The organism is Actinomyces sp. Marseille-P3109 (assembly GCF_900323545.1).
Taxonomy (GTDB): domain Bacteria; phylum Actinomycetota; class Actinomycetes; order Actinomycetales; family Actinomycetaceae; genus Actinomyces.
Genome location: NZ_OOHN01000008.1, coordinates 1395374 through 1421030, shown reverse-complemented (window position 1 = coordinate 1421030; position 25657 = coordinate 1395374). Strand labels below are relative to the sequence as shown.

The 25657-nt window shown below is 69.2% G+C and carries 19 protein-coding genes and 1 pseudogene; 11 read left to right on the top strand and 9 right to left on the bottom strand.

What is annotated here, in order from left to right; genetic code table 11:
• Positions 1 to 132: 132 nt before the first annotated feature.
• The 4 genes from fni to mvk are packed head-to-tail and all read right to left on the bottom strand — an operon-like array spanning position 133 to position 4393.
• Complete coding sequence (gene fni, locus BQ8008_RS06395) at positions 133 to 1221, bottom strand: type 2 isopentenyl-diphosphate Delta-isomerase (protein ID WP_108833286.1); 1089 nt, start codon at positions 1219 to 1221, stop codon at positions 133 to 135.
• A 9-nt stretch (positions 1222 to 1230) separates the two neighbouring features.
• Positions 1231 to 2415: a phosphomevalonate kinase gene (locus BQ8008_RS06390; protein ID WP_108833285.1), complete on the bottom strand. Its 1185-nt coding sequence runs from the start codon at positions 2413 to 2415 to the stop codon at positions 1231 to 1233.
• A complete protein-coding gene (gene mvaD / locus BQ8008_RS06385; RefSeq protein WP_108833284.1) occupies positions 2412 to 3434 on the bottom strand; it encodes a diphosphomevalonate decarboxylase in 1023 nt (340 codons plus the stop codon). Before mvaD ends, BQ8008_RS06390 begins: the two co-directional genes overlap by 4 nt.
• The gene (mvk, locus tag BQ8008_RS06380; RefSeq protein WP_108833283.1) at positions 3431 to 4393 is read right to left on the bottom strand and encodes a mevalonate kinase; all 963 of its coding nucleotides are present in this window, start codon (positions 4391 to 4393) and stop codon (positions 3431 to 3433) included. Before mvk ends, mvaD begins: the two co-directional genes overlap by 4 nt.
• Positions 4394 to 4653: 260 nt before the next feature.
• On the opposite strand from mvk, the pseudogene BQ8008_RS06375 reads away from it, so the two are divergent.
• A pseudogene (locus BQ8008_RS06375) lies at positions 4654 to 6530 on the top strand (proline--tRNA ligase).
• A 74-nt stretch (positions 6531 to 6604) separates the two neighbouring features.
• Here BQ8008_RS06375 and BQ8008_RS06370 read toward each other — a convergent pair.
• Positions 6605 to 7645 carry a Tat pathway signal protein gene (locus BQ8008_RS06370; protein WP_234415261.1) on the bottom strand — a complete coding sequence of 347 codons (1041 nt, stop codon included), beginning with the start codon at positions 7643 to 7645 and terminating at the stop codon, positions 6605 to 6607.
• A gap of 142 nt (positions 7646 to 7787) precedes the next feature.
• On the opposite strand from BQ8008_RS06370, the gene rimP reads away from it, so the two are divergent.
• From rimP to infB, 4 genes are all read left to right on the top strand, one after another.
• Positions 7788 to 8297 carry a ribosome maturation factor RimP gene (rimP, locus tag BQ8008_RS06365; protein ID WP_108833282.1) on the top strand — a complete coding sequence of 170 codons (510 nt, stop codon included), beginning with the start codon at positions 7788 to 7790 and terminating at the stop codon, positions 8295 to 8297.
• Positions 8298 to 8493: 196 nt separating this feature from the next.
• Positions 8494 to 9534, top strand: a complete 1041-nt coding sequence (gene nusA, locus BQ8008_RS06360; RefSeq protein WP_108833281.1) for a transcription termination factor NusA — start codon at positions 8494 to 8496, stop codon at positions 9532 to 9534.
• Positions 9535 to 9653: 119 nt separating this feature from the next.
• Entirely contained in the window at positions 9654 to 9986 is a 333-nt protein-coding gene (locus tag BQ8008_RS06355) for a YlxR family protein (RefSeq protein WP_108833280.1), read from the top strand.
• A 91-nt stretch (positions 9987 to 10077) separates the two neighbouring features.
• Positions 10078 to 13101: a translation initiation factor IF-2 gene (gene infB / locus BQ8008_RS06350; RefSeq protein ID WP_108833279.1), complete on the top strand. Its 3024-nt coding sequence runs from the start codon at positions 10078 to 10080 to the stop codon at positions 13099 to 13101.
• A gap of 101 nt (positions 13102 to 13202) precedes the next feature.
• Here the strand turns inward: infB and BQ8008_RS06345 are convergent, their stop codons facing one another.
• Positions 13203 to 14774, bottom strand: coding sequence for a molybdopterin-dependent oxidoreductase (locus BQ8008_RS06345; protein ID WP_108833278.1), 1572 nt, complete (start codon positions 14772 to 14774; stop codon positions 13203 to 13205).
• A gap of 359 nt (positions 14775 to 15133) precedes the next feature.
• Between BQ8008_RS06345 and BQ8008_RS06340 the strand changes: the two genes are divergently transcribed.
• From BQ8008_RS06340 to BQ8008_RS06330, 3 genes are read left to right on the top strand one after another with little or no spacing between them, the layout of a single operon-like run.
• On the top strand, positions 15134 to 17476 hold the full coding sequence (locus BQ8008_RS06340; protein ID WP_108833277.1) for a nitric-oxide reductase large subunit: 2343 nt from the start codon (positions 15134 to 15136) through the stop codon (positions 17474 to 17476).
• Positions 17476 to 18417 carry a hypothetical protein gene (locus BQ8008_RS06335; protein ID WP_108833276.1) on the top strand — a complete coding sequence of 314 codons (942 nt, stop codon included), beginning with the start codon at positions 17476 to 17478 and terminating at the stop codon, positions 18415 to 18417. The genes BQ8008_RS06340 and BQ8008_RS06335 overlap by 1 nt, the downstream gene beginning before the upstream one ends.
• Positions 18418 to 18468: 51 nt before the next feature.
• A complete protein-coding gene (locus tag BQ8008_RS06330; RefSeq protein WP_108833275.1) occupies positions 18469 to 19287 on the top strand; it encodes a slipin family protein in 819 nt (272 codons plus the stop codon).
• On the opposite strand, the gene rarD is transcribed toward BQ8008_RS06330, so the two are convergent.
• Positions 19193 to 20233, bottom strand: coding sequence for an EamA family transporter RarD (gene rarD, locus BQ8008_RS06325; protein WP_108833274.1), 1041 nt, complete (start codon positions 20231 to 20233; stop codon positions 19193 to 19195). The genes BQ8008_RS06330 and rarD overlap by 95 nt on opposite strands.
• 197 nt (positions 20234 to 20430) lie before the next feature.
• On the opposite strand from rarD, the gene rbfA reads away from it, so the two are divergent.
• From rbfA to BQ8008_RS06310, 3 genes are all read left to right on the top strand, one after another.
• Positions 20431 to 20955: a 30S ribosome-binding factor RbfA gene (rbfA, locus tag BQ8008_RS06320; RefSeq protein WP_108833273.1), complete on the top strand. Its 525-nt coding sequence runs from the start codon at positions 20431 to 20433 to the stop codon at positions 20953 to 20955.
• Positions 20952 to 22103: a tRNA pseudouridine(55) synthase TruB gene (gene truB / locus BQ8008_RS06315; protein WP_108833272.1), complete on the top strand. Its 1152-nt coding sequence runs from the start codon at positions 20952 to 20954 to the stop codon at positions 22101 to 22103. Before rbfA ends, truB begins: the two co-directional genes overlap by 4 nt.
• A 75-nt stretch (positions 22104 to 22178) precedes the next feature.
• On the top strand, positions 22179 to 22481 hold the full coding sequence (locus BQ8008_RS06310) for a hypothetical protein (protein ID WP_108833271.1): 303 nt from the start codon (positions 22179 to 22181) through the stop codon (positions 22479 to 22481).
• 11 nt (positions 22482 to 22492) lie between these two features.
• On the opposite strand, the gene BQ8008_RS06305 is transcribed toward BQ8008_RS06310, so the two are convergent.
• Entirely contained in the window at positions 22493 to 23299 is an 807-nt protein-coding gene (locus BQ8008_RS06305; protein WP_199907948.1) for an ABC transporter ATP-binding protein, read from the bottom strand.
• 10 nt (positions 23300 to 23309) lie between these two features.
• Positions 23310 to 25637 (bottom strand): ABC transporter permease, encoded by a 2328-nt coding sequence (locus tag BQ8008_RS06300; protein WP_108833270.1) that lies wholly within the window; start codon positions 25635 to 25637, stop codon positions 23310 to 23312.
• Between the last annotated feature and the right edge of the window lie 20 nt (positions 25638 to 25657).

Genomic DNA, 25657 nt, shown 5'->3' with positions numbered 1-25657 from the left:
AGGCCGGCCTCGGCAGCACTCGGGACGTCGGTGGTGGCGACGTCATCGGTGTTCCGATATCTGCACCATAAGAGCAGTTCGGAATAATGAGGTAGGGGGGCGATCCCCCTTGACGAGACCGCCTGTCGACGGCTACGCCTCGCTGCGGTGCGCCAGCCGCGTCAGGTCGACGCCGAGCAGACGCGCCTGCTCGGCGGTGCGTCCGGTCACGAGCACATCGGTGCGGCGCAGCTGCGCCACATCGGCCGCTCCCAGCAGGGTCATGAGCGTGCGCACGTGGTCGCTCCAGGTGCGCAGCTCGCGGCGCAGGGCCTCGGGGCCCTCCTTGACCAGGGTGCGCAGCACGTGCCCGGAGGCCCCGACGGCGCAGGCACCCAGGGCCAGTGCCCGGACGACGTCGAGCGGGCTGCGCACGCCCCCGGAGGCCAGCACCGGTAGACCGATCGGCTCATCGACCGCCAGAGACTCCAGCAGGCACAGCGCCGTCGGCTGGCCCCAGCCGATGAGGTAGGACAGGTCGCGTCGCGGTCGACGCTCGTTCTCAATGGCGATGAAGTCCGTGCCTCCCGCTCCGGCCACGTCGACGGCCGCGACGCCGGTGTGCGCCAGGGCCTCGATCGTCCGGCGTGAGAGCCCGAAGCCCACCTCCTTGACCACCACCGGGACGGGCACGGTCGCAGCGATGGCGGCGATCGCCTCGCTCCAGCCGGTGAAGTCACGGTCGCCCTCGGGCATGACCAGCTCCTGGGCCGCGTTGAGGTGGATCTGCAGGGCATCGGCCTCCAGCATCTCCACGGCCTGCACCGCCTCCTGCGGGCTGACGGTCGGCCCGACATTGGCCAGGACGAAGGCGTCCGGGGCCCGGCGTCGGATGACGTGGAAGCCATCTGACCGCTCGGGGTCGCGCAGGGCCACGTGCTGGGAACCGCAGGCGATCGCGACTCCGGCCTCAGCGGCCGCCTCGGCCAGGCTGGCGTTGATGGCCGCCGTTGCCTGTGTTCCGCCGGTCATGGCGTTGATGTAGAACGGGACCTCCCAGCGGGAGCCCAGGACGGTGGTGCCGATATCGACCTGCTCGGCGCTGACACCCGGCAGGCTGTGATGGATGAAGGAGACGTCGTCGAAGGCGCCGGCGCGGTTCTGACCGTGCAGACGCATCGCCAGCTCCAGGTGCTCGTCCTTGCGGGAGGCCCGTTGCGAGGTGGTGGGCTCGTGGCTCATGGGGCGACCTTAACGGGGGGAGACGGTCGAGGAATCAGTGCGTGCTTCAGCGGGGTCGGCTGCGCAGACGGCGGATGAGTCCTGACTGTAGACCGACAGGTCCAGGGGTCGGATCCCGGTCGTCTCCCACGCGGCTCGCAACGCAATCAGGTCCGTGGCCGGCGTGCACAGGGCGATTCCGCAGTCTCCGCCACCGGCGCCCGAGCTCTTGGCCGCGGCCCCGTGCTCGAGGGCGATCTCGACCAGTCTCGCCAGCTCAGCGGTCTCGATGGTCCGGCCGCTGATTCGGCTGAGCCCGGCCAGAAGAGCCCTGTTGCGCGCGATCTGACGCATGATCTGGGCAGCGTCGTCATCCTCGATCGCGGCGATGAGGCGAGCCAGGCAGTCCTGGCTGTCACGCAGGAAGACGGCGTAGTCGTTGGCCCCGTGGGATCCCGCCTGGACGTCGGCGACCAGGGCCGGGGTGGAGGCAGGCGCTCCGGTCCAACCCGCCTGAAGCCGCAAGGAGGGAGGCAGCAGGCGGCGGACGCTCAGACCTGGCCAGTCCGACTCCACGAGATCGCTCACGGAGCCGCCGACCCCGGCTCGCTGCCGGGCCCGGCGCAGCCATGAGCGGTCGGGGGAGGTGTAGGCCACCCATCCGGTCATGGCGCTGGCGGCAATGTCGCCTCCCGAGCCGATCGGCTGGACCGTGTCACTGGCCAGCATCGCCAGCTTGTAGACGGTCAGGTCGCCGGCGGCCAGGCCATAGAAGTCGGCGACGGCGCGCACCGTCGCCACCGTCACCGCTGATGATGAGCCCAGTCCCAGCTTGCGCCCGTCCGCCTCGTCCAGCTCGCTGGAGATATCCAGGTCGAAGGACCGCAGCCGGCCACCGACCTCGGCCACCAGCGCCTCGACGAGGCGGATCGCCGAGATGATGTAGTCGTCCTCCCCTCCGACCGCCTCGGCCAGGCCGTCCTGCGGTCGGCGGCGCCAGGGCCTGGAGCCGGTGGCGTAGAGCTGCGAGCTGATCGTGCCCGCGTGTCCGCCGGCGCGGGAGTGGGGCATGATGCGCACGGTGATGAATCGGTCGACGGCGACCAGGACCGCTCGGTGACCGGGCTCGACGACGGCGTACTCTCCGGCGATGTAGAGCTTGCCCGGTGCCCTGGAGACGACGCCGCCGGCGTGAGAGGTCAGTTGAAAGGTCATGGGCCTTCCTCGATACGCACCCCGCCGCCGGGATGCCTCACCGAGACGGTGGTGCCGGTCAGACGGTCCCGCAGCGCGGCGGCGACCTCCTCGGCGCGGGCGCCCTCGGTGAGGACCTTGACGTTGGGGCCGGCGTCGATCGTTGCCCACACGGGCAGGCCCTCCTCGCGCATGGCGCGGATCGCCTGCAGCGCCGCCACGGTCTGCGGCAGCCAGTAGACGATGCCCGGGCGGGCCGCGATCATCGTGGCGTGCATGCCCAGGGCGTTACCCTCGACGACCTCCCCGAGCTGCTCCAGGTCTCCCGCCCTGACCGCCTCCAGCGCCATCTGAAGGTCCTTCCCGCTGGCCTCGACCCAGGCGGGGAAAAGCGGGGAGGTGGTCATCGTGGCTCGCATGGCCCGGGTCGAGCTGATGGGCTTGTACTGCTCGGAAAGCACGACGACGACCATCGCCAGGTCCATCTCGCAGGCCACCGGCTCGGCGTAGGAGGAGGCGTCGTCGTGGCCCGCGTTCCACCGGACCAGCCCGCCGAAGACGGAGCGGGTCGCCGACCCCGAGCCGCGTCGCGCCAGTCGGGAGAGCTCCCGGTCGTCGAGATCCATGCCGGCGGCTCGGGAGGCGGCTGCCGCAAGCGCCGCGAAGCCCGCCGCCGAGCTCGCCAGGCCGGCCGCCAGCGGGACCGAGGCCCGGGAGGTGACGGTTGCCGCAGTGGTGACGCCTGAACGGGTGCGCACCAGGTCGAGGAACCGGCTCACTCGCCCCAGCTCCGCAGCGCTGGGGGAGGCCCCGTTGATCGTCACCGAGTCCGCGGCGCCGGCACCGCCGTCGAAGGAGACCGTCGTCGTCGTCCGGGTACCGCCGAGGGTGAGGGACAGGCTCGAGGTGGCGGGGATCGCCAACGCCTCATCCACCTTGCCCCAGTACTTGATGAGCGCGATGTTGGTGTTGGCGCTGGCGGTCGCAGTCGAGGTGGCGGCCGGGGAAAAGCCGGCGCTGGCAGGGGAAGCGACAGTCACTCGTCCACCTCGCTGACGCGCATCCGGTAGCTCCACGTCTGCGACGCACCGGCCCTCTCCAGCGCGGCGCGCACCCGGCGTGTGGTCGGCTCCCCAGCCACCAGGGCGATGACGCAGCCGCCAAGCCCCCCGCCGGTGAGCTTGGCACCCAGAGCCCCGGCGTTGCGCGCGGCGTCGGTGAGGTCGTCGAGGATCGGCAGGCTCAGGCGGAGCTCGGACAGCACCGTGTGCGCCTCATCCATGGCGGCCCCGAGGGCCGGGGCGTCGGCCTGGTCCAGGGCCGTGATCGCGCTCTGGGTGAGTGCTCCCAGGCGGTTGATGCGCGGGCCGATGTTGTCAGGATCGTTCTCGTAGCGCCGGCGCAGGCCGCCGACGGCCTCCCGGGTGGAGCCGTGGACACCCGAGTCGGCGATGACCAGGGAGGCGTTGTCGATGCGCTGGCTCAGGGGCCGCATCTGCCCGCCCTGGAACCGGATGGGGCACGGGGAGCAGGTGGCGGCGGCGTCCAGTCCCGAGGGCTTGCCGTGCGCGATCTGCTCAGCCATCTGCGTCAGCGCGAACAGCTCGTCGGAGCCGGCCTCGCGCCCGCAGGCGTCTAGGACGGCGCGAATGATCGCGCCGGCCGCCGCCGCCGACGAGCCGAGCCCGCGCTCATGGGGGAAGTCGCTCACGGTGGTGATGTCGAAGGCCTGGTCCAGGCGGCCGGAGAACTCACGGGCCACCTCGAAGGCCCGTGCGACGCTGGCGAACCGGGACCCGGCCTGGTCCAGGGGTCCCGAGTAGTCCAGGCTGCTCAACGTGGAGGGACCGGAGGTCGGGCTCGCCGTGGCTCGCATCCGCAGGTCCTGCAACGGTACGGCGACGGCGGGGTGCCCGTAGACGACCGAGTGCTCACCCAGGAGAATGGCCTTCGCCCACGTCTGGCCGTGTCCCTCACGGATGGAGGAATGCCTGTCCATATGTTTCCTTGCCTGTGGCCCACGCACCGGGGAGATCGTGACGCGAGCCGGTTTCAGGGATAAGAGGGCTTGACGGACCCTTTGATGGGATCGAGCGTATCGGGCCCTTCTTGAGGGCTGCAAGTCCTACCTGACCAGCATCGAGGCGGTTTGCGCGCAGCTGCGCACGCAGACCCGCTGTGACCCTTTGCTCCCGTGATTTCGCACGGCCGAGCGGGCCCCGTTGGGGCGGCAGCTCAGGGACCCCGTAGGATCGCCCTGTGCTGCACAGACTCTCCACCTCCTTCATCCGAACCCTGCGCGAGGACCCGGCCGACGCCGAGGTCGCCAGCCACCGGCTGCTCGTTCGTGCCTGCTACATCCGCCGGGCCGCCCCCGGTGTGTACACCTGGCTGCCGCTGGGCCTGAGGACGCTGCGCAAGATCGAGGACATCGTGCGCCAGGGGATGGACGCCATGGGCGGTCAGGAAGTCCATTTCCCGGCTCTCCTGCCGGCCGAGCCCTACCAGGCCACCGGACGCTGGAACGACTACGGCCCCACCCTGTTCAAGCTCCACGACCGCAAGGACGGGGACTACCTGCTGGCTCCCACCCACGAGGAGATGTTCACCCTCGCGGTCAAGGACCTCTACTCCTCGTACAAGGACCTGCCGGCCATCGTCTACCAGATCCAGACCAAGTACCGCGACGAGGCCCGCCCCCGCGCCGGCATCATCCGCGGCCGCGAGTTCGTCATGAAGGACTCCTACTCCTTCGACATCGACGACGCCGGGCTGGCCGCCGCCTACCAGGCCCACCGCGACGCCTACGAGCAGATCTTCGCCCGCCTGGGTCTGGACTACGTCATCGTCAACGCCATGGCCGGCGCCATGGGCGGCTCCCACTCCGAGGAGTTCCTCTACCCCTGCGAGATCGGCGAGGACACCTTCGTGCGCTCCTCAGGCGGCTACGCGGCCAACGCCGAGGCCGTCACCACCGTGGTCCCCGATCCCGTGGATGCCTCCGGGATCGGCCCGGCCCGTGTCGTCGACACCCCCGACACCCCGACCATCGACTCCCTGGTCGACCTGTGCAACGAGGCCTACCCGCGCTCGGACGGGCGGGCCTGGACGGCCGCCGACACGCTCAAGAACGTCGTCGTCACCCTCATCCACCCAGGTGGCGAGCGTGAGCTGCTCGTCGTGGGCGTGCCCGGGGACCGCGACGTCGACATGAAGCGCCTGGAGGCCGCCGTCGCCCCCGCTGAGGTCGAGATGGCCGGTGACACCGACTTCGAGACCCACCCCGAGCTCGTGCGCGGGTACATCGGCCCCACCGCCATCGGCCCCAACTCGCCGCTGCGGCGGGTGGAGAGGCTCGACGACGGCACCGAGGTCCTCACCGGCTCGGTGCGCTACCTCGTCGACCCCCGGATCGTGGAGGGAACCAGCTGGGTCACCGGCGCCAACACCGACAAGAAGCACGTCCTCGACCTGGTCATGGGGCGTGACTTCACCGCCGACGGCACCATCGAGGCCGCCGAGGTCCGCGAGGCACCGCCGACGGCACCATCGAGGCCGCCGAGGTCCGCGAGGGAGACCCCGCCCCCGACGGCTCCGGCCCCCTCCACCTGGCCCGCGGCATCGAGATCGGCCACATCTTCGAGCTGGGACGCAAGTACTCCCAGGCCCTGGGGCTGACCGTCCTGGACGAGAACGGCAAGGCCCGCGTGGTCACCATGGGCTCCTACGGCATCGGCGTCAGCCGCGTCATGGCCGCCCTGGCAGAGGCCAACCACGACGACAAGGGGCTGTCCTGGCCGGTCCAGATCGCCCCCTACCACGTGCAGGTCCTGGCCACCGGCAAGGACCAGGCGGTCTTCGACGTCGCCGAGCAGATCGCCTCGGCCCTGGACGCCGACGGCGTCGAGGTCCTCTACGACGACCGCCGCAAGGTCTCCGCCGGCGTGAAGTTCGCCGACGCCGAGCTCCTCGGCCTGCCCTACACGCTCGTCGTCGGCCGGGACCTGGCCAAGGAGGGGACCGTGGAGATCCGCGACCGCCGTACCGGTGATCGCCGCTCCGTTCCCGCCGACGCCGCCGCGGCCGAGCTCAGCGCCACCGTCCGTACCGCCCTGGAGGCCGCCCAGAGGGCCTAGGGCCTCGCCGCCGCACGGCCAGCATCACTCCGTCGTGCGGCGGAGTCCAGGGGGCTGCCCCGAGAACCCGCTTATCAGGTGGCGTAGCCGGGCAGGGAGGAGAAGTCGGCGCCCCAGGCGGTGGCGCGGCGGGCGGCGTCGACCGCGCCGGTGACGGCCGCCTCGCGGGCCGGCGTGGAGGCCTTGGCCGAGCCCGCCTCCTGGACCTCGGCCGACACGATGGCGGACCACACCTGCCGGGCCCAGGACACCTGCCCGCTCGCGTCAGGGGTGGAGGACCCGGTCGGGGCGGCGTAGGCGCCCAGTCGGGTGTCCTCGCTGCCCGCGGCCACGGCGGCGTTGACGACGGAGGTTGCGGCCTTGGCGTCCTCGGCGGCCTGGGTGCGCTGAGGATCATCGCTGCGCGCCGCGATCTCCTCCATGGCGTAACGGGCGGCGTCGTAGGAGGTCAGCAGGCCGGCGCTGATCCTGCTGCCCTGAGCCACGTCCACACGCGGCGTGTCCGCCGAGCTCGCCGGGACGATGAGATCGTGCTGCAGGCTCCAGGCCACCGTCAGCGCGGTGAAGAGCCGGGTGTCCTGCTCCGAGGCGGCGCCGATCGCCGCCCTGCGCGCCATCGTCGAGCCGTCGCCCAGGGCTGTGGCCAGGTCCTGGACGGTGGCGTCGGCCGACGCCGAGGGCACCGGGGCGGCCGTGGGGTAGGAGGACGGTACCTGTGAGGCCCAGGGCTCCCACACGCCGCCCAGGGTCTCGAGCTGGGCGTCCGCTGTCTGCTTGACGCCCTCGGCCAGGGGAGCCACGGTGGCGTCCGTGCCGCCGGCCTGTGCGACGACCCCTGCGGTGGACGAGATGAGCGCGGCCTGCCGAGCCAGGCCGTCGCGAGTGGTCTCCGCCTGCGAGGCGCTCGGCAGAGAGGCCGGAGATCCCTTCCCCAGGCGTAGCCCGCAGCCGCCCAGCGCGGTCACGGCCGCCCCCAGGGCGAGGACCGCCGCGCGCCTGCTCATGCGCAGACCGGTGGCTGCGACGTCGGGGCCGCGGCCGCTGCCGGAGCCGTCACCGACGGGCGCCGGAGTCCGGTTGGTCTGGGTAGGGCGGGGAGAGCGACGTGTGTTCACGCGGGAATCCTCCCACAGACGGCGGGTAGCATGATCCTGACCTTGACCACGTCGACCACGTTGACCGTCTTGGCTATTTTGACCATCTTGATCACGTCCGCCCGGGCCACCCGCCCGGGCTCACCCGGGAGGAAGAACGACTATGGCGGCCCACGATCCGCGCAAGCGGGCTGACGCGCTGGCCCGCAGCCTCACCGACCTGCTCGCCCCCGTCGTCGCCGACGCCGGCCTCCACCTCGAGGGCGTGGAGACCACCCGGGCGGGCAGGTACTCCGTCGTCCGCGTCCTCGTGGACTTGGCCGACGGTCCCGGAGACCTTGACATCGATGCCCTGGGGCCGGTCACTGCGGCCGTCTCGCAGGCCCTCGACGAGGCCGATCCTGTCAAGGGTCAGTACACCCTCGAGGTCTCCACCCCCGGAGCAGAGCGCGAGCTGACCACCCTGCGTCACTTCAGACGTGCCGTTGGTCATAGCGCCCGGGTGCGTACCGCCGATGAGGAGCTCACCGGCGTCGTCACGGCGGCCGACGCCGACAGTGACAGCAGCAAGGGGAGCGACGGCGGCACGGTGAGCATCGAGGTCGACGGCACCGCTCGCCGTGTCGCCCTGAAAGACGTCCTCGATGCCCGGATGGTGGTTGCCGGTCTCTAGAGCCGGGCAACAGGCCGGGGCTTATAAGATGGCCTCTGCGGATAGCGCCCGGGAATAATGTGTGACCTGAGAACTGATAGAAGATTGACAGACCGGCGCGGAAAGCCCTGATAGACCACCCGGCCCGTCACGGGCTACCTTCGATGGGGAGCCCAGCGCACACCCGCCCAGCGGACCAGAGAGGACCTAAGCACCCATGGACATCAATATGCCGGAGCTGCGAGGCGCCGCCGACGAGCTGGGCATTGACCTGGACAACCTGCTGCCCGCTATCGAGGACGCCATCCTGGGTGCCTACTCCAAGGTCCCCGGAGCCATCCGGGGCGCCCACGTCGAGATCGACCGCCGCACCGGGCACATGAGCGTGCTGGCCCCCGAGGTCGACGAGGACGACCAGCCCACGGGGGAGTACTTCGACGACACCCCCGACGACTTCGGCCGCATCGCCCAGGCGACCGCCCGCAGCGTCATCGTCCAGCGCATTCAGGACCGCCGCGACTTCGAGGTCCTGGGCGCCTTCAAGGACAAGACCGGTGAGCTGATCTCCGGCACCGTGGAGCAGGGCCGCGACCCCCGCATCGTCTACGTGCGCCTGGACGAGGAGCATGAGGGCATCATGCCTCCCCACGAGCAGGTCCCCGGTGAGCGCTACCGCCACGGCGACCGCGTGCGCGCCTACGTCACCGACGTCTCCCGCGGCACCCGCGGGGCCCAGATCATCCTCTCGCGCACCCACCCCGGTCTGGTGCGCAAGCTCTTCGAGCGCGAGGTCCCCGAGATCTCCTCCGGTGACGTCGAGATCGTCTCGGTGGCCCGGGAAGCCGGTCACCGCACCAAGATGGCCGTGCGCTCCAAGGTCCGCGGCGTCAACGCCAAGGGCGCCTGCATCGGACCCATGGGCCAGCGGGTGCGAGCGGTCATGACCGAGCTCGGTGGTGAGAAGATCGACATCGTGGATTACTCGGAGGATCCGGCGCGTTTCATCGCCAACGCCCTGTCGCCGGCCCGTGTGGCCGCGGTAGGCGTCATTGATGCCGAGGAGCGCACCGCCCGTGCCATCGTCCCTGACTTCCAGCTCTCCCTGGCCATCGGCAAGGAGGGGCAGAACGCCCGCCTGGCCGCCCGCCTGACCGGCTGGAAGATCGACATCCACGCTGACGCCGAGTCCGGCGAGATCACCCCGGGCCAGGGCTCCCAGTCCGACGACGTGACAGGTCCCTCAGGGCTGGGCGACTGAACCCGCCTGCGCGGGGATGTAGACTTTCCGGCGGACCTTTGCGGGTCCCGCAGCCGGGACGTCTCGGCCGCGGTGCCCGCGTCAGCGGTTGCAGAGCAGCGGAAGGACACCGACGGACGGTGGCGACCACCCCTCACGTGCCCGAGCGCACCTGCATCGGCTGTCGGCAAAGAGCCCCGCGGGCGCAGCTGCTGCGTCTCGTGCTGACGCCGAGTGGTGAGCTCGACGTCGATGCCCGGGCCGTCAGACCCGGGCGCGGCGCCTGGATCCACCCGGATCCGGAGTGCCTGACCCTCGCTGAGCGACGACGTGCCGTTCCACGCGCCCTGCGCACCGGCGGACCACTGGACGTGGGCCGCGTGCGCGGGTTCCTGGAGCGGGACCTGGTCAACGACGGCGAGGGCCCCGCTGCCCGACCGGGTGAGCGGACCACCGATAGCGAAGGCGGGTAGGAAGCCGATGGGCACCCGATGAGTACCCAGCGATGAGCTGCCTCTAGAAGCACCCACCCCTGTCCGGGGTGGGAAACCGGACAGGAGAAAAGTGGCTAAACCACGCGTTCATGAGCTCGCCAAGGAGCTCGACCCCACTGGCAAGAAGGTCACCTCGAAGGTGATCCTGGCCTGGCTCAAGGACCAGGGAGAGTTCGTCAAGGCGGCCTCCTCCGCGGTCGAGCCCCCCGTCGCCCGCCGGGTTCGCGAGCACTTCGCCGCCCAGGTGCAGGAGGCGCCGGCGGACACCAAGACTGACAGCAAGGCCGCCAAGCCGACCAAGACCGCCCCCGAGGCTCCCAAGCCCTCCAAGGCCGCTCCCAAGCCCGGCGCCAGCACGGCCCAGGCCGGAAGGCCGGGAACGGCCCAGGCCGGAAGGCCGGGACCTGCTGGAGCCGGTGCTCAGGACTCGACGCCGAGCCCGGCCACCAAGCCGGCCGCCCCCAAGCCCGGCGCCGGTGCTCCCAAGCCGGGCATGCCCGCTTCCAGGCACGGTGCATCAGCACCGAAGCCGGGCGGCGGTGCCCAGCCCGCAGCCGGCGCTGCCAGACCCGCACCCCAGGAGAGCGCCCCCGCCTCGGGTGACGCCTCCAAGGCGCCCAAGCCCGGCGGTGGTGCTCCCAAGTCGGCGGCTGCCCCCACGCCCGGCCCTCGTCGTAACGCTCCGACGCCGGGACCGCGTCCCGGTGCACCGCGTCCGGGGAACAACCCCTTCGCCACCTCCCAGGGCATGCCCCGCCAGGGCGGCCAGGGTGGTCGCGGCCAGCGCTCGGGCCAGTCGCGCTCGGGTGCACCGCGTCCGGGGAACAACCCCTTCGCCACCTCCCAGGGCATGCCCCGTCCGGGTGGCTCCGGCGGTCCTCGCCCCCAGGGCGGGCCGCGTCCCGGGGGTCCCCGTCCCCAGGGCGGCGCGCGCCCTCAGGGGGCCGGTCGCTCCGGTGGCGCCCCGCGTCCGGGCGGTCCCCGTCCCAACCCGGGCATGATGCCCGGCCAGTCCTCCATCGGCCGGCCCGGCGCCCCCGCGCGCGGCGGTGCCGGTGGTGGCGGAGGCCGCGGCTCGCGCCCCGGTGGCGGAGGCAGGCCCGGCGGTGGTGGCGGCGGCCGTCCCGGCGGCGGCTTCGGCGGGCCCCGCGGCGGTCGTGGCGGCCGCGGCTCCACCCAGGGGGCCTTCGGCCGCGGCGGCGGCGCTCCGCGGGGACGCAAGTCGAAGCGGGCCAAGCGCCAGGAGTTCGAGCAGCAGAGCGCGCCGTCGATCGGCGGTGTCATCGTCCCGCGCGGTGACGGCTCCACCCCGGTGCGCGTGCGCCAGGGGGCGACGCTCACGGACCTGGCCGAGAAGATCAACGCCAACCCCGCTGCCCTGGTGACCGTGCTGTTCCACCTCGGTGAGATGGCCACGGCCACCCAGTCCCTCGACGAGGACACCTTCGCCCTCCTGGGCGCCGAGCTGGGCTACAACGTTCAGATCGTCTCTCCCGAGGACGAGGACCGCGAGCTGCTGGAGTCTTTCGACATCGACCTCGAGCCCGACGAGGACGACGCCACCCTCGTGCCGCGGCCCCCGGTGGTCACGGTCATGGGGCACGTCGACCACGGTAAGACCAAGCTGCTGGACGCGATCCGCTCCACTGACGTCGTCGCCGGCGAGGCCGGAGGCATCACCCAGTCCATTGGTGCCTACCAGGTGCGCGTCAACCTGAACGATGAGGAGCGTCCGATCACCTTCATCGACACCCCTGGTCACGAGGCCTTCACGGCCATGCGTGCCCGCGGTGCCGAGGTGACCGACATTGCCATTCTCGTCGTGGCCGCCGACGACGGCGTCATGCCCCAGACCGTTGAGGCCCTCAACCACGCCCAGGCGGCCAACGTGCCGATCGTGGTGGCGGTCAACAAGATCGACAAGGAGGGCGCCAACACGGACAAGATCCGTGGCCAGCTCACCGAGTACGGTCTGGTTCCCGAGGAGTACGGCGGCGAGACGATGTTCGTGGACATCTCCGCCAAGCAGCGCCTCCACATCGACGAGCTCCTCGAGGCGGTCCTGCTCACCGCGGACGCCGCCCTGGACCTGCGCGCCAACCCGGAGACCGAGGCTCGCGGCGTCACCATCGAGGCCAAGCTCGACAAGGGCCGCGGCGCCGTGAGCACCATCCTGGTCGAGCGCGGCACGCTGCGGGTCGGCGACCCGATCGTGGCCGGAAGCGCCTACGGGCGCGTACGTGCCATGTTCAACGAGCACGGGGAGAACCTCACCGAGGCCGGGCCCGCCCGTCCTGCCCTGGTCCTGGGGCTCACGAACGTGCCCAGCGCCGGCGACTCCTTCATCGTCGCCCCCGACGACCGCACGGCCCGCCAGATCGCCGACAAGCGTGAGGCCGCCGAGCGCGCCGCTCTGCTGGCCAAGCGCCGCAAGCGCGTGTCCCTGGAGAACCTCACCGACGTCCTCAAGGAGGGCAAGGTCGACACCCTCAACCTCATCCTCAAGGGCGACAGCTCGGGTGCGGTCGAGGCCCTGGAGGACTCCCTGCTCAAGATCGACGTCGGCGAGGAGGTCGCCCTGCGCGTCATCCACCGCGGCGTGGGCGCCATCACGCAGAACGACGTCAACCTGGCCACGGTGGACTCCGCCGTCATCATCGGCTTCAACGTCCGGCCCGCCGAGCGCGTCTCGGAGATCGCCGACCGCGAGGGCGTCGACATGAAGTTCTACTCGGTCATCTACAACGCGATCGAGGACGTCGAGGCCGCTATGAAGGGCATGCTCAAGCCCATCTACGAGGAGGTCGAGCTCGGCACCGCCGAGATCCGGCAGATCTTCCGCTCCTCGAAGTTCGGCTCCATCGCCGGCTCCATCGTCCGCTCGGGCATCATCAAGCGGGGCGCTAAGGCCCGCCTGGTGCGCGACGGCGTGGTCGTCGACGGCGACCTGTCCATTGAGACGCTGCGCCGTGAGAAGGATGACGTCACCGAGGTCCGCGAGGGCTACGAGTGCGGTATCAACCTGGGCTCCAAGGACATCGCCGAGGGCGACGTCATCGAGACCTGGGAGATGCGCGAGAAGCCGCGCGACTGAGCACTGCCGCACCAGCAACGGCGGCCGGCCACCCTTCGTGGGTGGCCGGCCGCCGTCGTTGTGAGCTGACCGAGGTGAACCGGGCGACTGACTGCGCCTCGTCAGATGCGCGCGCTGACCTCCTGGTAGCCGGAGTCCTCGCGGGTCCCGCCCATGCCGTCTCCGACTTCGCTGTAGTGGCGGATCAATGTCACCGACCGGACCCACTTGATCATCTTGTATCCGTGGCTCGACTCGCAGCGCAGACGCAGCGGGGCGCCGAACATGCCTGAGAGCGGCTCGTCATTGCGGGCCCAGGCCAGGATCGTGTCATCCTCGAGAGCCATGTCCAGCGAGAGGCACGTGTAGTAGGGCTCAACCGGGCGTCCGTCGTGCATGTGCTGGGCCATGCCGAAGGACTCGAACATTACCCACCCGGCCTCGGGATCGATCTGGCCGACCTGTGTGAGCAGGTCCCGGACACGGATTCCCGTCCACTTGGCGATACCGGTCCACCCCTGCATACAGGTGTGCATAGTGATCTGGGACTGGATGGCGATCTCCTTGAGCTCGTCAAGGGAGAAGGATGCCGGTTCCGAGACCAGGCCGCCCACCTCGAGGCGGAAGTCGGCGAAGTCGTTCGCAGCCAGGTCCTGGTACTCCGGGGACTCCTCGCGCGAGGGGGTGCGGGTGTTGATCCAGTGGAACTTGGAGATGTCCTTCTCCGTCCACGGCTTCTTAGCCGCCTGCTGCGAACTGCAACGGTCAACCGTGACCCGCCGGATCCCCCGCGTGGCGTCCCACAGGATCTTCTGGCTGCGGCGCGTGTCCGCCAGTGTCCAGTAGGACAGGGCGATCCAGAGGGCCACGACGACGACGATCGTTGCCAGGACGGTGACATAGGCCTGGCCCACGCGGTTGGGGTCGTAGTAGCCGAAGACGAGGTGGGTGAGGTTGTGGGGCGCGTGCACGATGAACACCAGACCCACGTGGACGATGGCGAAGCCCAGGTAGGTGAACATGCCAATCAGGTGCAGGGAGCGAGCGGCCTGGCGACCGCCGAACATCTTGGCGTACCAGGGGAAGCGCCCGACGACAGCGGGAGACATGACCGGGCCCGTCACGATCATCAGCGGGGCGGCGATGAAGACGATGAAGAAGTACCCCAGCTGCTGAAGGCTGTCATAGGGGGTGAAGTCGCACAGGGACGGGGTGCGCAGATGCGCATAGGTCAGCAGGGAGTCCCAGGCGTCGGGGAGGATCTTCCACGTCGTCGGAACCAGGCGCTGCCAGGCCCCGGTGCCCACGAGGAAGGCGACGTAGATGACACCGTTGAGCAGCCAGAAGCTCGTGGCCACTCCGTGCCATGCACGCCCTAGCCCGATCTTGGCCCGGCCGGGCAGCGAGACGAGCGGGGAGAGGTCGCGCTGGTCGTCCCGAGCGGTGAAGGCGCCCTCCTCAAGGGGCACCTTGTCCTTGGTGAACCGGATCCACTCGGAGCCGGGCTCGCACTGGTCCTTGAAGTAGAAGCGCGGGTGCGAGGCGATGATCTCGATGCCGGAGCGGATGAGGACGCCCATGAGGAGGAAGTTGATGAAGTGGGTGACGCGCAGCCACAGCGGAAAGGTCTCGGTGTCGACGCACTGCTGGGCGACGTCGTTGGCGGTCTGTGCAGCTAGGGGCAGAAAGGACATCATCGTGCCTTACAAACGGGGTCAAACACTTGCCGTGTGGTCGATTATACCGCCGATTCTCGGTTCTATACAGTGCTTTGTGACAATAAGTCGCGATCAACTTCTTCAGTACGCATTAGTTAAGGGCGCCTTAGCTAAATAGCAAAGTAAAGTGTTGTTAAAATGGCTGGAGTCTCGGTCGGCGGTCGATTCTACGTGTTGAATATGTATGGCGTAGATCTGATGAAATATTGCCGATCGGTCGGTGTGCTGACGGGATAGTCCCGGATTGCCCCGTAAGTGGGCGGTGTGGTGCTTGTACGGTGACTGTCAGACGCGGAAGACATCCGCTGTCTGCTGAGATACACGGAGGTATTCTCATGTCACCCGCTGCCGCGGCTGAAGGGGCGACAATCCGACGCGCTCGCCTCATCGGCAAGGGTTGGATCCAGGGCGTCGCTCTGGTCATGCTTTTCGGATTCACCGTCATGGGCTTGCTGGCCTATCGCACCTACACCAACTCCATGCCTCAGCCGGAGAGGGTTGTCACCGAGAGCGGCGAGACCCTCTTCACGTCGCAGGACATCACCGAGGGGCAGAAGCTCTTCCAGGCCAGGGGCCTCATGGAGTACGGCTCCATCCTGGGGCACGGCGGTTACCTCGGCCCCGACTTCACCGCCGAGTACCTCCGTATGGAGGCCACGAGCGTCAAGGAGCAGCTCGCCTCCCAGGGAGTCGAGGACCCGGCCACCGCCACCAAGGAGATGCTGCGAACCAACCGCTACGACACCTCCACGGGAACCCTGGTGTGGACTGACGAGCAGGTCAAGGCCTACAACGACGCCGTCAGCCACTACACCAAGATGTTCGGGCCCGACGCCCACAGCCATGGACTCAAGCCGGATCTCATCACCGATCCCACTCAGGTCAAGCAGGTGACGGCCTTCTTCGGCTGGACCGCCTGGGGCTCGTCGGCGCAGCGCCCGGGGCACGACTACTCCTACACGAACAACTGGCCTCCGGAGTCCTTGGTCGGCAACGCGCCCACTGGTGACCTCATGATCTGGTCGGTCCTCTCACTGATCGTCCTCATCGGCGGAACCGGGGTCATGTTCGCCATCTACGGCCGCTGGAGCCAGAGGATCGGCTGGCACTCGGAGGAGGCCCCGGCCCTGTCCTTCCGACAACCCGAGGAGATCGGACTGACCAAGTCGCAGAGGGTGGTGGCCTGGTACGTGTTCACCATCGCCGCCCTGTTCCTCGTTCAGACGCTCCTGGGGGCACTGGCCGAGCACTACCGGGCCGACGTGCTGTCCTTCTTCGGCTTCGACCTGGGCCGGCTCCTGCCCTTCTCCCTGGCCCGCACCTGGCACGTCCAGCTCTCCTTGTTCTGGACCGCCATCGGGCTGCTTGCGGCCGGTCTGTTCCTGACGCCGTTCATCGCCAGGCGCGAGCCGAAGAAGCAGCACGTCCTGGTGTGGACCCTGTTCATCGCGGCCACGGTCGTCGTCGTTCTGTCCTGCCTGGCCGAGGGTGCCAGCCAGCACGGTCTGAGCTGGGCCAAGGGACCGCTGTTCTCCCAGCAGTGGGAGTACCTCGACCTGCCCTTTGTCTTCCAGGTCCTGCTCACCCTGGCCCTGTTCATCTGGGTGTTCATCATCTGGCGCGCCATGCGCTGGCGCCTGAGCAACGAGCACGTGGCCAACATGCCCTGGTTGTTCATGTTCGCCGCCCTGGCGATCCCGGCCTTCTACGCCGTGGGGATGATGGCCCGCACCGGCACCCATGTCACCGTCGCCGAGTTCTGGCGCTTCTGGGTGGTTCACCTGTGGGTTGAGGACTTCCTCGAGCTGTTCACCACCGTCATGGTCGCCTACGTGTTCGTCCTCCTGGGCGTTGTCCGGGAGAAGATCGCACTGGGCATCATCTTCATGGACATCATCCTGTACTCCGCCGGCGGCGTCATCGGCACCATGCACCACCTCTACTTCTCCGGGACACCGGTGGAGCACATGGCCCTGGGAGCCTTCTTCTCAGCCGCCGAAGTGATCCCCCTGACCTTCCTGACGGTGGAGGCCTGGGCCTTCATGCAGCTCGGTGCCAACCGCCACGGCAAGGAGGCGGGACCCTTCCCGCACCGCTGGGCCGTCATGTTCCTCATGGCCGTCGGCTTCTGGAACTTCCTGGGAGCCGGTGTCTTCGGCTTCCTGGTCAACCTGCCCATCGTGTCCTACTACGAGATCGGCACCGCGCTGACGGCCAACCACGCCCACGCATCCATGATGGGGGTCTACGGCTTCATGGCGCTGGCGCTGGGAATGTTCGCCCTGCGTTACCTGGTGCCGGCCAACAAGTGGCCCGAGAAGCTCGCCAAGACCTCCTTCTGGAGCCTCAACATCGGCCTGGCCTGGATGTGCTTCGCCACCCTGCTGCCGCTGGGCATCCTCCAGCTGCGCTACTCGGTGGGTACCGGCTACTTCGAGGCCCGCCAGCTCATCTACGTCACCAGCTCGGTCAACACCATCATCGAGTGGGGACGGATGCCCGGAGATCTCATCTTCATCATCGGTGGAGTCCTGCCATACCTCTACATCGCCTTCCTGGGACTCAGGAACTGGCGTCGCGGAAGGACGGTGGACACCTTCGCCGAGGACGCCCTCTACGAGGAGATCAAGGGCGGGCGCAAGGCTTGGCGCGGCGAGCGCGCGGAACTGAACGACTGATGGGCGCTCCCGATCTGAGCGTGTGGCTCGTCGCCGCCTACGCGCTCATCATGCTGGCCGTTGCGTGGGTCGTGGACGTCCTCGGTTCACGCAGCGCCCGGCACTCGATGTCCTGGCGTCACGCGGACTTCGTCTACCACGACGACGTCGACGGATGGAGATGCCACGAGGACCAGTGGCTGTGGCCCACGGCCTTCGACCCGGACAAACGCGTCATCCGCTACGAGGGCGCCCACGCGATCTGCGGGCGCTGTCCGTCCAAGGACAGCTGTTCACCCACTCCTGGCCCGCGGGAGATCACCCGGCCCATCGACCCGTGGCCCTACTCCGACGCCGGACGCTTCCACCGTGGCGTGGGCCTGGTCATCGCCTGTGTCGGCGTCTTCATCCCGCTGCTTCTCATGATGGCCCTTCACGCCACCGGTGACCTCATCGTCCTGGGCACAACAACCGTCATCGTCATCGTCACAGGAGTCCTGCCACTGGCCCGCCACCTGCGGAGCACTCCGGACAACGCCCCGGCCCACCTGCCGCACGTCGGCTCCCAGGAGTACCAGGAGGCCGAGGAGGCCCGTCGCTCCGCGAGCAGCGTCTCAGCCGGGCCCGTGCCGGTCACGATCGGCTCGCGTCCCTCGGGCTACCGCTCGGTGCGAGAGGCGGCCGAGGCGATCGCCACCGCTCAGGCGCGTGCGGCGGCATCGGGCCGGACAGCTCACGTCTCCTTCATCGCCGAGTCCGACGACGTCAGAAGGCATGACGGCTCGCCCGCTGCCTCCGGCGAGCCCGAGCTGCGCCGAGTGTCCGCCCTGCGCACCCGTAAACGTGTGCCGGTTGCCGGTGCCGAGCCGGGCTCGGACGGCGCACCGGAAGACTCTCGCGGCGGAGCCAGACGCTCCTGGTCCTCGGTGTGGAACGAGGGCACCGACACGAGGACCAGATGACCCGGCCCATGTTTCTGCCCCGCTTCGACCCACCTTCCTGAAGGATCCTCCATGACTGCTCCTGCAGCCGCCATCGCGGCGCTCCTCGTCCTTGTGCTGCTGGCCCTGGCGCTCTCGCTCAAGATCATCACCCAGTACGAGCGGGGCATCGTCTTCAGGCTGGGGCGCCTGCGGCCCGTCTACAAGCCCGGTCTGCACCTGGTCATCCCCTTCCTCGAACGTCTGGTTCGGGTGGACACCCGAGTGGTCACCCTGACCATCCCGCCCCAGGAGGTCATTACGGAGGACAATGTGCCGGCGCGCGTCAACGCCGTCGTCCTGTTCAACGTCACCGACCCGGTCAAGGCCGTCATGGAGGTGGAGAACTACGCGATCGCCACCTCCCAGATCGCCCAGACCACACTGCGATCCGTCCTCGGACGGGTCGACCTGGACACTGTGCTCGCGCATCGCAGCGCCCTGAACGCCGACCTGCGCGACATCATCGAGAAGCTCACCGAGCCCTGGGGCGTGCAGGTCAGCGTCGTCGAGATCAAGGACGTCGAGATCCCCGAGCAGATGCAGCGGGCCATGGCCCGTGGTGCTGAGGCCGAGCGTGAGCGCCGCGCCAAGATCATCAACGCACGCGGTGAGCTCCAGGCCTCCGAGGAGCTGCGCCAGGCGGCGGACACGCTCTCGAGGTCACCGGCCTCCCTCCAGCTGCGCTACCTGCAGACCCTTCTGGAGCTGGGCGCCGACCAGAACTCCACAGTCGTCTTTCCCCTGCCGATGGACATCATCGGTCCGCTCCTGGAGCGTTTCGGGTCCGAGGTCGACCTGCCGGGCGCAGACGAGGACGGCGGAGGAGCTGGTGGACCGCGTCACCGATGAAGACGACCACCGCGAACCACACCAGCACCATCGCCGCCCAGCGGGCCGGCGGGATCTGCTCGCGGAAGACGGCCCAGGCCAGGAGGAACTGGATGGTCGGGGCGATGTACTGGCTCATGCCCACCACCGACAGCGGTACGCGCCGAGTCCCGGCGGCGAAGAGCAGCAGCGGAACCGCCGTCACCGGCCCGGCCACAACGAGCAGCGCCATGATCGACCAGCCCGCCTGTGGCGCCTGCCAGGCCGAGTGCCCCTGCCAGACCAGGTATCCCAGATAGGTCAGAGCGACGGGGGCCACGACGGTGCTCTCCACTGCCAGGCCAGTGAGGGCATCCACCTGCGCCCCGATCTGCTTCTTGACCAGGCCGTACAGGGCGAAGGAGAAGGCCAGCGCCAGGGAGATCCACGGCAGCGAACCCTGCAGGACCACCAGGAGCACCACGGCGGCGCTCGCCAGCACGATCGAGACCCGGTGCGCGGGGCGCAGACGCTCGCGCAGCACCAGCGAGGCGAGGGCCACGGTGACCAGCGGATTGATGAAGTAGCCCAGAGCTGCGTCGGCCGTACGGTCGGTGTTGACACCATAGACGTAGACGAGCCAGTTGACCGAGACCAGGAGCCCGCAGACGGTCAGCGCCCCCAGCAGACGGGGTGTGCGGCAGACGCGGGCAAGACTCGCCCAACGGCGGCGCACGGCGACGAGCAGCAGGCAGGTGCCCAGGGTCCATACGATCCGGTGGCCGATGATCTCCACGCTGCCGGCCGCCGAGAGCAGCCGGAAGTAGAGGGGGAAAACGCCCCAGAGGGTGTAGCAGCCGATGACCAGGGCCATTCCGGTGCCGTTGAGCGCTCCTGAGTCCGACGCCGGCACCCGGGTGCCGGCCGGAGAACCCGGAGTCGCGGAGGGCTCGGGTTCCAAGGAGGATGCACCGGGGGAGGATCTCATTGTGATTTGTTCCTGATCCGTTCGCGCTCGGGGATGGCGGCGGTGACCGCGTCGCCGCTCCACGTAGCATAGTGAGGCGCACTGGACCGCCTCGGAAGGGCTCGCTCTTCAGCGGACGAGGACGGCGCGCCGATCGGTCCCGATCGCTCAGCCCCGGGCCTCACAGACCCGGCCCCCGCACGTGAAGGAGTCCCACCATGGCCGACGCCGCCCGCGCCCGCAAGGTCGCCGACCGCATTCATGAGACCGTCGCCCGTCTCCTTCAGGGGCGCATCAAGGACCCGCGCCTGGGCTTCGTCACCGTCACCGACGTCCGCGTCACCGGGGACCTCCAGCAGGCGACCATCTTCTACACCGTCTACGGCAGTGATGAGGAGCGCGAGGAGACGGCCAGGGCCCTGCGCTCGGCCAAGGGCCTCATCCGCTCCGAGGTCGGCAAGGCCCTGGGGATCCGTCTGACCCCGTCGCTGACCTTCCAGCTCGATGCCCTGCCCACCACCGCCAAGACCCTCGAGGACGCCCTGGCGCAGGCCCGGGTGCGCGACGCCCAGATCGCCAAAGCCGCCGAGGGCGCCACCTATGCGGGCGAGGCCGACCCCTACCGTCACGACGATGAGGACGCGACAGAGGTCGGCGATGACGGCACGGAGCCGGTCGAGGCCGGCGAGGATGACGAGCAGACGACCGATCAGGGCCCGGCTCGGGACGCCGAGGTCCTGTGAACGTCTCCAAGCAGGCTGAGCCGGTGGCGCGGGCCGGTCACGAGAGCGACCACCACCGTGGGCGTCGGCGCCGTCTCGAGGTCGCTCGCGGAGCCGTCCCGGCCTCCGACGGGATCCTCCTGGTGGACAAGCCCCAGGGGCTGACCAGCCATGACGTCGTCGGTGCCACCCGGCGCCTGGCCGCCACCCGCAAGGTGGGCCACGCCGGCACCCTCGACCCCATGGCCACCGGCCTGCTGGCCCTGGGGATTGGGCGCGCCACCCGGTTCCTCACCTATCTGGTGGGAGCGGACAAGACCTACGAGGCCACCATCCGCCTCGGGGTGGAGACCACCACCGAGGACGCCGAGGGCGAGGTCACCACGGCCCACGGCTGCCGGACGGACGACCTGACCGAGGAGCGCCTGCGGAAGGCGCTGGCGGGCCTGACCGGACGGATCCAGCAGGTGCCCAGCGCCGTCTCGGCCATCAAGGTCGACGGTGTGCGCGCCTACAAGCGGGTCCGCGACGGCCAGGACATCGAGCTGGAGGCCAGGCCCGTCTCTATCCACGAGCTGCGCCTGACAGGAGAGCCCTGTCAGGTAGGTGTCGACCTCGCCAGTGCTGCGGCAGCGGATGTCTCAACGGGCGCCGAGGCGGACGGAGCCGGAGGCGAGGTCCAGGTCGTGGATCTCGATGTCGTGGTCTCCTGCTCGTCGGGCACCTACGTGCGAGCCCTGGCCCGGGACCTGGGTCAGTCCCTGGGGTGCGGCGCACACCTGACCGCGCTGCGGCGCACCGGCGTCGGCCCCTTCGTCGTGGACGAGGCCCATACTCTCGCCACCCTGTCGGAACGGACCCAGGCCGACGCCGCCTCCCCCCACCCGAAAGGCCTGGCGACGATCCCGTTGGAGGAGGTGGCCCGGCGCTGCTTCGAGCAGCTGGCCCTCACAGAAGAGGAGGCTCGCGCACTGCGCTACGGCCAACCGCTCGACGCCGCGGTCCTGGAGCGGACCGAGGCGCCCGAGGGCCAGTCGGGTACGGTGGCCTCCAAGGGGGCCCCGGGGCGGCGCGTCGTGGCCGGATTCGCCCCCGACGGACGGCTCGTGGCACTGTTGGGGCATCAAGGCTCGCGCGCGCGTCCGGTTCTGGTCCTCGACCCGGCCTGAGAACGAGTCCGGACACGAGCCGCCGGCTCGTCCGGCGTGAGCAGACATGATGAGTGCCTTTTCTGAGGAGACATGATGAGCCAGACCGGTGGGTGCAGCTGCGGATGCGGCGGTCACGGCAAGCGGAGTGAGCAGGACGAGCGGGCGACCGCTCCCGCGGTTGCCCAACCCCTGGGCGAGGGCTACCGGTCCCAGCCCGTGCAGACCTCCCCGGAGGACGTGGATGCCGTCGCAGTCGCCACAGCGGTGACGACTGCGCTGGGGGCGGCGGCCCCGCAGGGCGTCGCCCCGGGACACAAGGCCGGCAACCTGCTGGGCCTGCGTGACGTCTCCGCGTCCGCCTCGAACGGCGGCGGTTGTGGCTGTGGCGGCCACTGAGCCCGCTGCCGTCACACGCTGCGGCGTTGGAGGGCCTCGGTGACCGTGACCAGGCGTGAGGGAGCCTCCGTCTCCTGGTAACGGCCCAGAGAGAGGTCCTCCTCGATCCGGCCGTCCACGAGTACCAGGACCCGATCGGCCCGGGCGGCCACCTGGGCGTCATGGGTGACCATGACGAGGTTCGTCCCTGAGGCGTTCACCTCGCCGAGCAGGTCGAGGATCTGCAGTGCTGTCGCCGAGTTGAGCGCCCCTGTGGGTTCGTCGGCGAAGACGATCCCGGGGTCGTTGATCAGCGCCCTGCAGATGCCTGCCCGCTGGAGCTGGCCGCCGGAGACCTCGGTGACGCCGCTGGCGGCCAGCTCAGCGATCCCCATGCGCTTCATGAGCTCCTGTCCTCGCGCCGTCACCTCGGGGCGCGGACGCAGACCCGCCAGGAACCCGGGTAGGACGATGTTGTCCAACAGGCACAGAGTCGTCATGAGATGAGCCTGCTGGAAGACGAAACCGAAGCGCGTCAGCCGTAGCGCCGCCAGCTCCTTCTCGCTCAGGGTGGTCATCTCGGTGTCTCCCAGGAGTACTGAGCCGTCGGTGGGGCGGTCCATTCCGCTCAGGCAGTGCAGAAGCGTCGACTTCCCGGACCCGGAGGGGCCCATGATGGCGACGAACTGCCCTTGCTCGATGTCCAGATCCAGGTCCGTCAGAACGGGGCTCTGGTAGCTCTTCGACAGGCCCCGGGCACGCAGGGCGGGACCTGTGGCCTCGGCCGGCGTCGTGCTCGCAGTGTCCGGGTGGGCGTTGGTGGGGATCGAGGTGCTCATCGTTTCTCTCTCATTCGCCGGTGGTCAGAGTCGTGGACAGGGGCATGGTGTGTAGGCGCCTGAGTGCCAGGGCAACTGCGCCGATGACGGTGGCCAGTAGCGCGCCCGGCAGGACCAGTCCCACTAGCCACAGGTTGGGTAGAAGCTGAAGATCGGGTGCTCCGCGTGAGGACATGACCGCTCCGATCGCGGAGCCTCCCAATGTGAAGGTGCCCAGGAGCCCCAGGGCGATACCGGTCAGGGCCAGGACGCTGAAACGGATGAGGTACTGACGGGCGACGGCGCCCCTGGTGCAGCCCAGTGCGAGGAGAACGCCCAGCTGGGGCCTTTCCCTCGACACGATCAGGACGGTGAACAGGACGGTGATGAGGAAGGACAGTCCCAGTGCGATGACGCAGGCCATCATGGTGATGCGGTGAACCTGGGAGCCGGTGGCCCCGAAGAACTGGGAGGCGTACTGGCTCATGCCGATCGCCTGGATGCCCGGGTACTTCTCGTTCAGGTCACGGGCGAAGGCGCTGGCCTGGTCCGTGGAGTGGGCATCGGCGTAGATGATCTGCCACAGCGCGGGGGCACCGTCGTCGAAGGTGGCCTTGGCGGTCTTCCCGTTGTTGGTGATGTCCTGGTAGACGCCCGTGACCGTGAGGTCCTTGTCCCCGCCGGCGGTCTGCACGGTGACCGTGGATCCCTCCTTGGCGCCCGTGGCCTCGGCCTGGCTGTAGGACAGGGAGACCTCGTCGTCCGTGGTGGGACCGCGCCCGGAGATGTACTTCATGGGGAAGGCCTCATGGTTCCCGATATCGATGATCACCGGCTCCCAGCCGCCTCTGCTCGTAGACATCTTGTAGCTGCGGCGCAGTATCGTGGTGTGCCGGGTGACACGGGGGTCGGAGTCGACCGCCTCCTCGACGGTGGCAAGGTCCTGGACCCCGGTGCGCACGTCGATGCGCAGATCCGCCTGGCCGGTTCCCAGGTAGGTGGCGATCCGTGGATCGCTCAGCGTCGTGGAGACGTTCATCGGCAGTACCATGGTGACGGTGCACAGCGCCAGGACGCCGAGCAGCAGCGCGTTGGAGGGGCGCAGCGCCTCGCGTGCGCCGAGCCATACCTGGACCGGAAGACGACGCATGCCGCTGAGCCTCCACCGCTGGCGACGCGGGCGCAGAGAGGCGCTGGTGCCGCTGCGCAGGGCCTCGATCGCCGAGATGCGCCCGATGCGTCGCAGGGACAGCCACGTGAAGCCGACGATGACCGCGGCCAGAACCAGCACCGCGAGGATGGGGATCCCCACGCTCCAGATGGTCCTGGGCGGTGTGCCCAGGTAGAGAGTCGTGGGGGCCTCCAGCTGTGCCGCCAGGGGCTGGCCCGCCGCGTAGCCAACGATTGCTCCCACCGCTGACAGGACCAGGTACTTGAGCACGTAGAGGCGGCGTATCCGGCTCTGAGGCGCTCCGATGGCCTTGAGCACGGCGATCTGAGCCAGATCCGCCTCGATGGCTGCCAGCACCGTGTAGCGCAGGGCGAGCATGGCGACCACGGCCAGCACGATCGCCACCACGAGGGCCACGGCTACAATGAGCATGGTGTTCAGGGAATTCGCGAGCTCCATCATCGAGGCGCTGAGGTCCTGGCCGTTGCTGGGCAGGCCCGCCTCCTTGTAGCTGTTGATGACGGTTCCGGAGTGGGCGCCGTCTGCCAGGATGAACTCGATGAGGTACTCGGGCTCGGCGATCTGCTGCTCCAGGGTGGAGAAGTCCTCTGATGAGATCACCAGTCGCTTGGAGGGGATCATGGCGGCATTCATCTGCGCGTCCCTGGCGAAGCCCACCACCTTCAGCGTCATCGGCTTGCCGGAGGTGCTCACGGTGACGGTGTCGCCGACGTCGACGTTGGCGTCCTCGATCGCCCGGTAGTGGATCGGCAGAACCACCTCGCCCGGCCTCGGGTCCACGGGGTTGCCTTGATCATCGAGCAGCAGGTCGAAGCTCTTGGGGGAGGTGACGAAGGCGGGCTCGTTGTAGGACTCGCTTTGGTTGCGGCCGTTGATCGTGAGTTCTTGGCGCGGTACCGGCAGGGTCTTGATCACCTGGTGGTCGGCGATGTCGCTGCGTGCCGCGGCCCACTGGTCGACGGCCTCGAAGTCCACCGTCCCGGTGTGCATCTGGACCAGGTCCGGCAACTTGGCCTGGGTGGACAGCCGGCTTGTCGCGGCAAGGCTGTCCACGACCAGGGACGTCCCGGCCGACATCAGCGTGGCCGCCAGGGCGATGAGTGCCGTCAGGGTGGTGGCCACGATGGCGCCGCGCGCCAGGTCGGCCTTGAGAAGTCGCGTCAGCATGGCAGCGGCCTCCTTGAGTC

What these genes read in the sequence shown, in the direction of transcription:
- BQ8008_RS06345 (WP_108833278.1), bottom strand. Translation starts at nt 14,774, where the DNA reads ATGTCCTTTCTGCCCCTAGCTGCACAGACCGCCAACGACGTCGCCCAG.
- BQ8008_RS06300 (WP_108833270.1), bottom strand. Translation starts at nt 25,637, where the DNA reads ATGCTGACGCGACTTCTCAAGGCCGACCTGGCGCGCGGCGCCATCGTG.
- BQ8008_RS06340 (WP_108833277.1), top strand. Translation starts at nt 15,134, where the DNA reads ATGTCACCCGCTGCCGCGGCTGAAGGGGCGACAATCCGACGCGCTCGC.
- fni (WP_108833286.1), bottom strand. Translation starts at nt 1,221, where the DNA reads ATGAGCCACGAGCCCACCACCTCGCAACGGGCCTCCCGCAAGGACGAG.
- rarD (WP_108833274.1), bottom strand. Translation starts at nt 20,233, where the DNA reads ATGAGATCCTCCCCCGGTGCATCCTCCTTGGAACCCGAGCCCTCCGCG.
- rimP (WP_108833282.1), top strand. Translation starts at nt 7,788, where the DNA reads ATGGCGGCCCACGATCCGCGCAAGCGGGCTGACGCGCTGGCCCGCAGC.
- BQ8008_RS06390 (WP_108833285.1), bottom strand. Translation starts at nt 2,415, where the DNA reads ATGACCTTTCAACTGACCTCTCACGCCGGCGGCGTCGTCTCCAGGGCA.
- nusA (WP_108833281.1), top strand. Translation starts at nt 8,494, where the DNA reads ATGGACATCAATATGCCGGAGCTGCGAGGCGCCGCCGACGAGCTGGGC.
- BQ8008_RS06305 (WP_199907948.1), bottom strand. Translation starts at nt 23,299, where the DNA reads ATGAGCACCTCGATCCCCACCAACGCCCACCCGGACACTGCGAGCACG.
- BQ8008_RS06335 (WP_108833276.1), top strand. Translation starts at nt 17,476, where the DNA reads ATGGGCGCTCCCGATCTGAGCGTGTGGCTCGTCGCCGCCTACGCGCTC.
- mvk (WP_108833283.1), bottom strand. Translation starts at nt 4,393, where the DNA reads ATGGACAGGCATTCCTCCATCCGTGAGGGACACGGCCAGACGTGGGCG.
- BQ8008_RS06310 (WP_108833271.1), top strand. Translation starts at nt 22,179, where the DNA reads ATGAGCCAGACCGGTGGGTGCAGCTGCGGATGCGGCGGTCACGGCAAG.
- BQ8008_RS06330 (WP_108833275.1), top strand. Translation starts at nt 18,469, where the DNA reads ATGACTGCTCCTGCAGCCGCCATCGCGGCGCTCCTCGTCCTTGTGCTG.
- rbfA (WP_108833273.1), top strand. Translation starts at nt 20,431, where the DNA reads ATGGCCGACGCCGCCCGCGCCCGCAAGGTCGCCGACCGCATTCATGAG.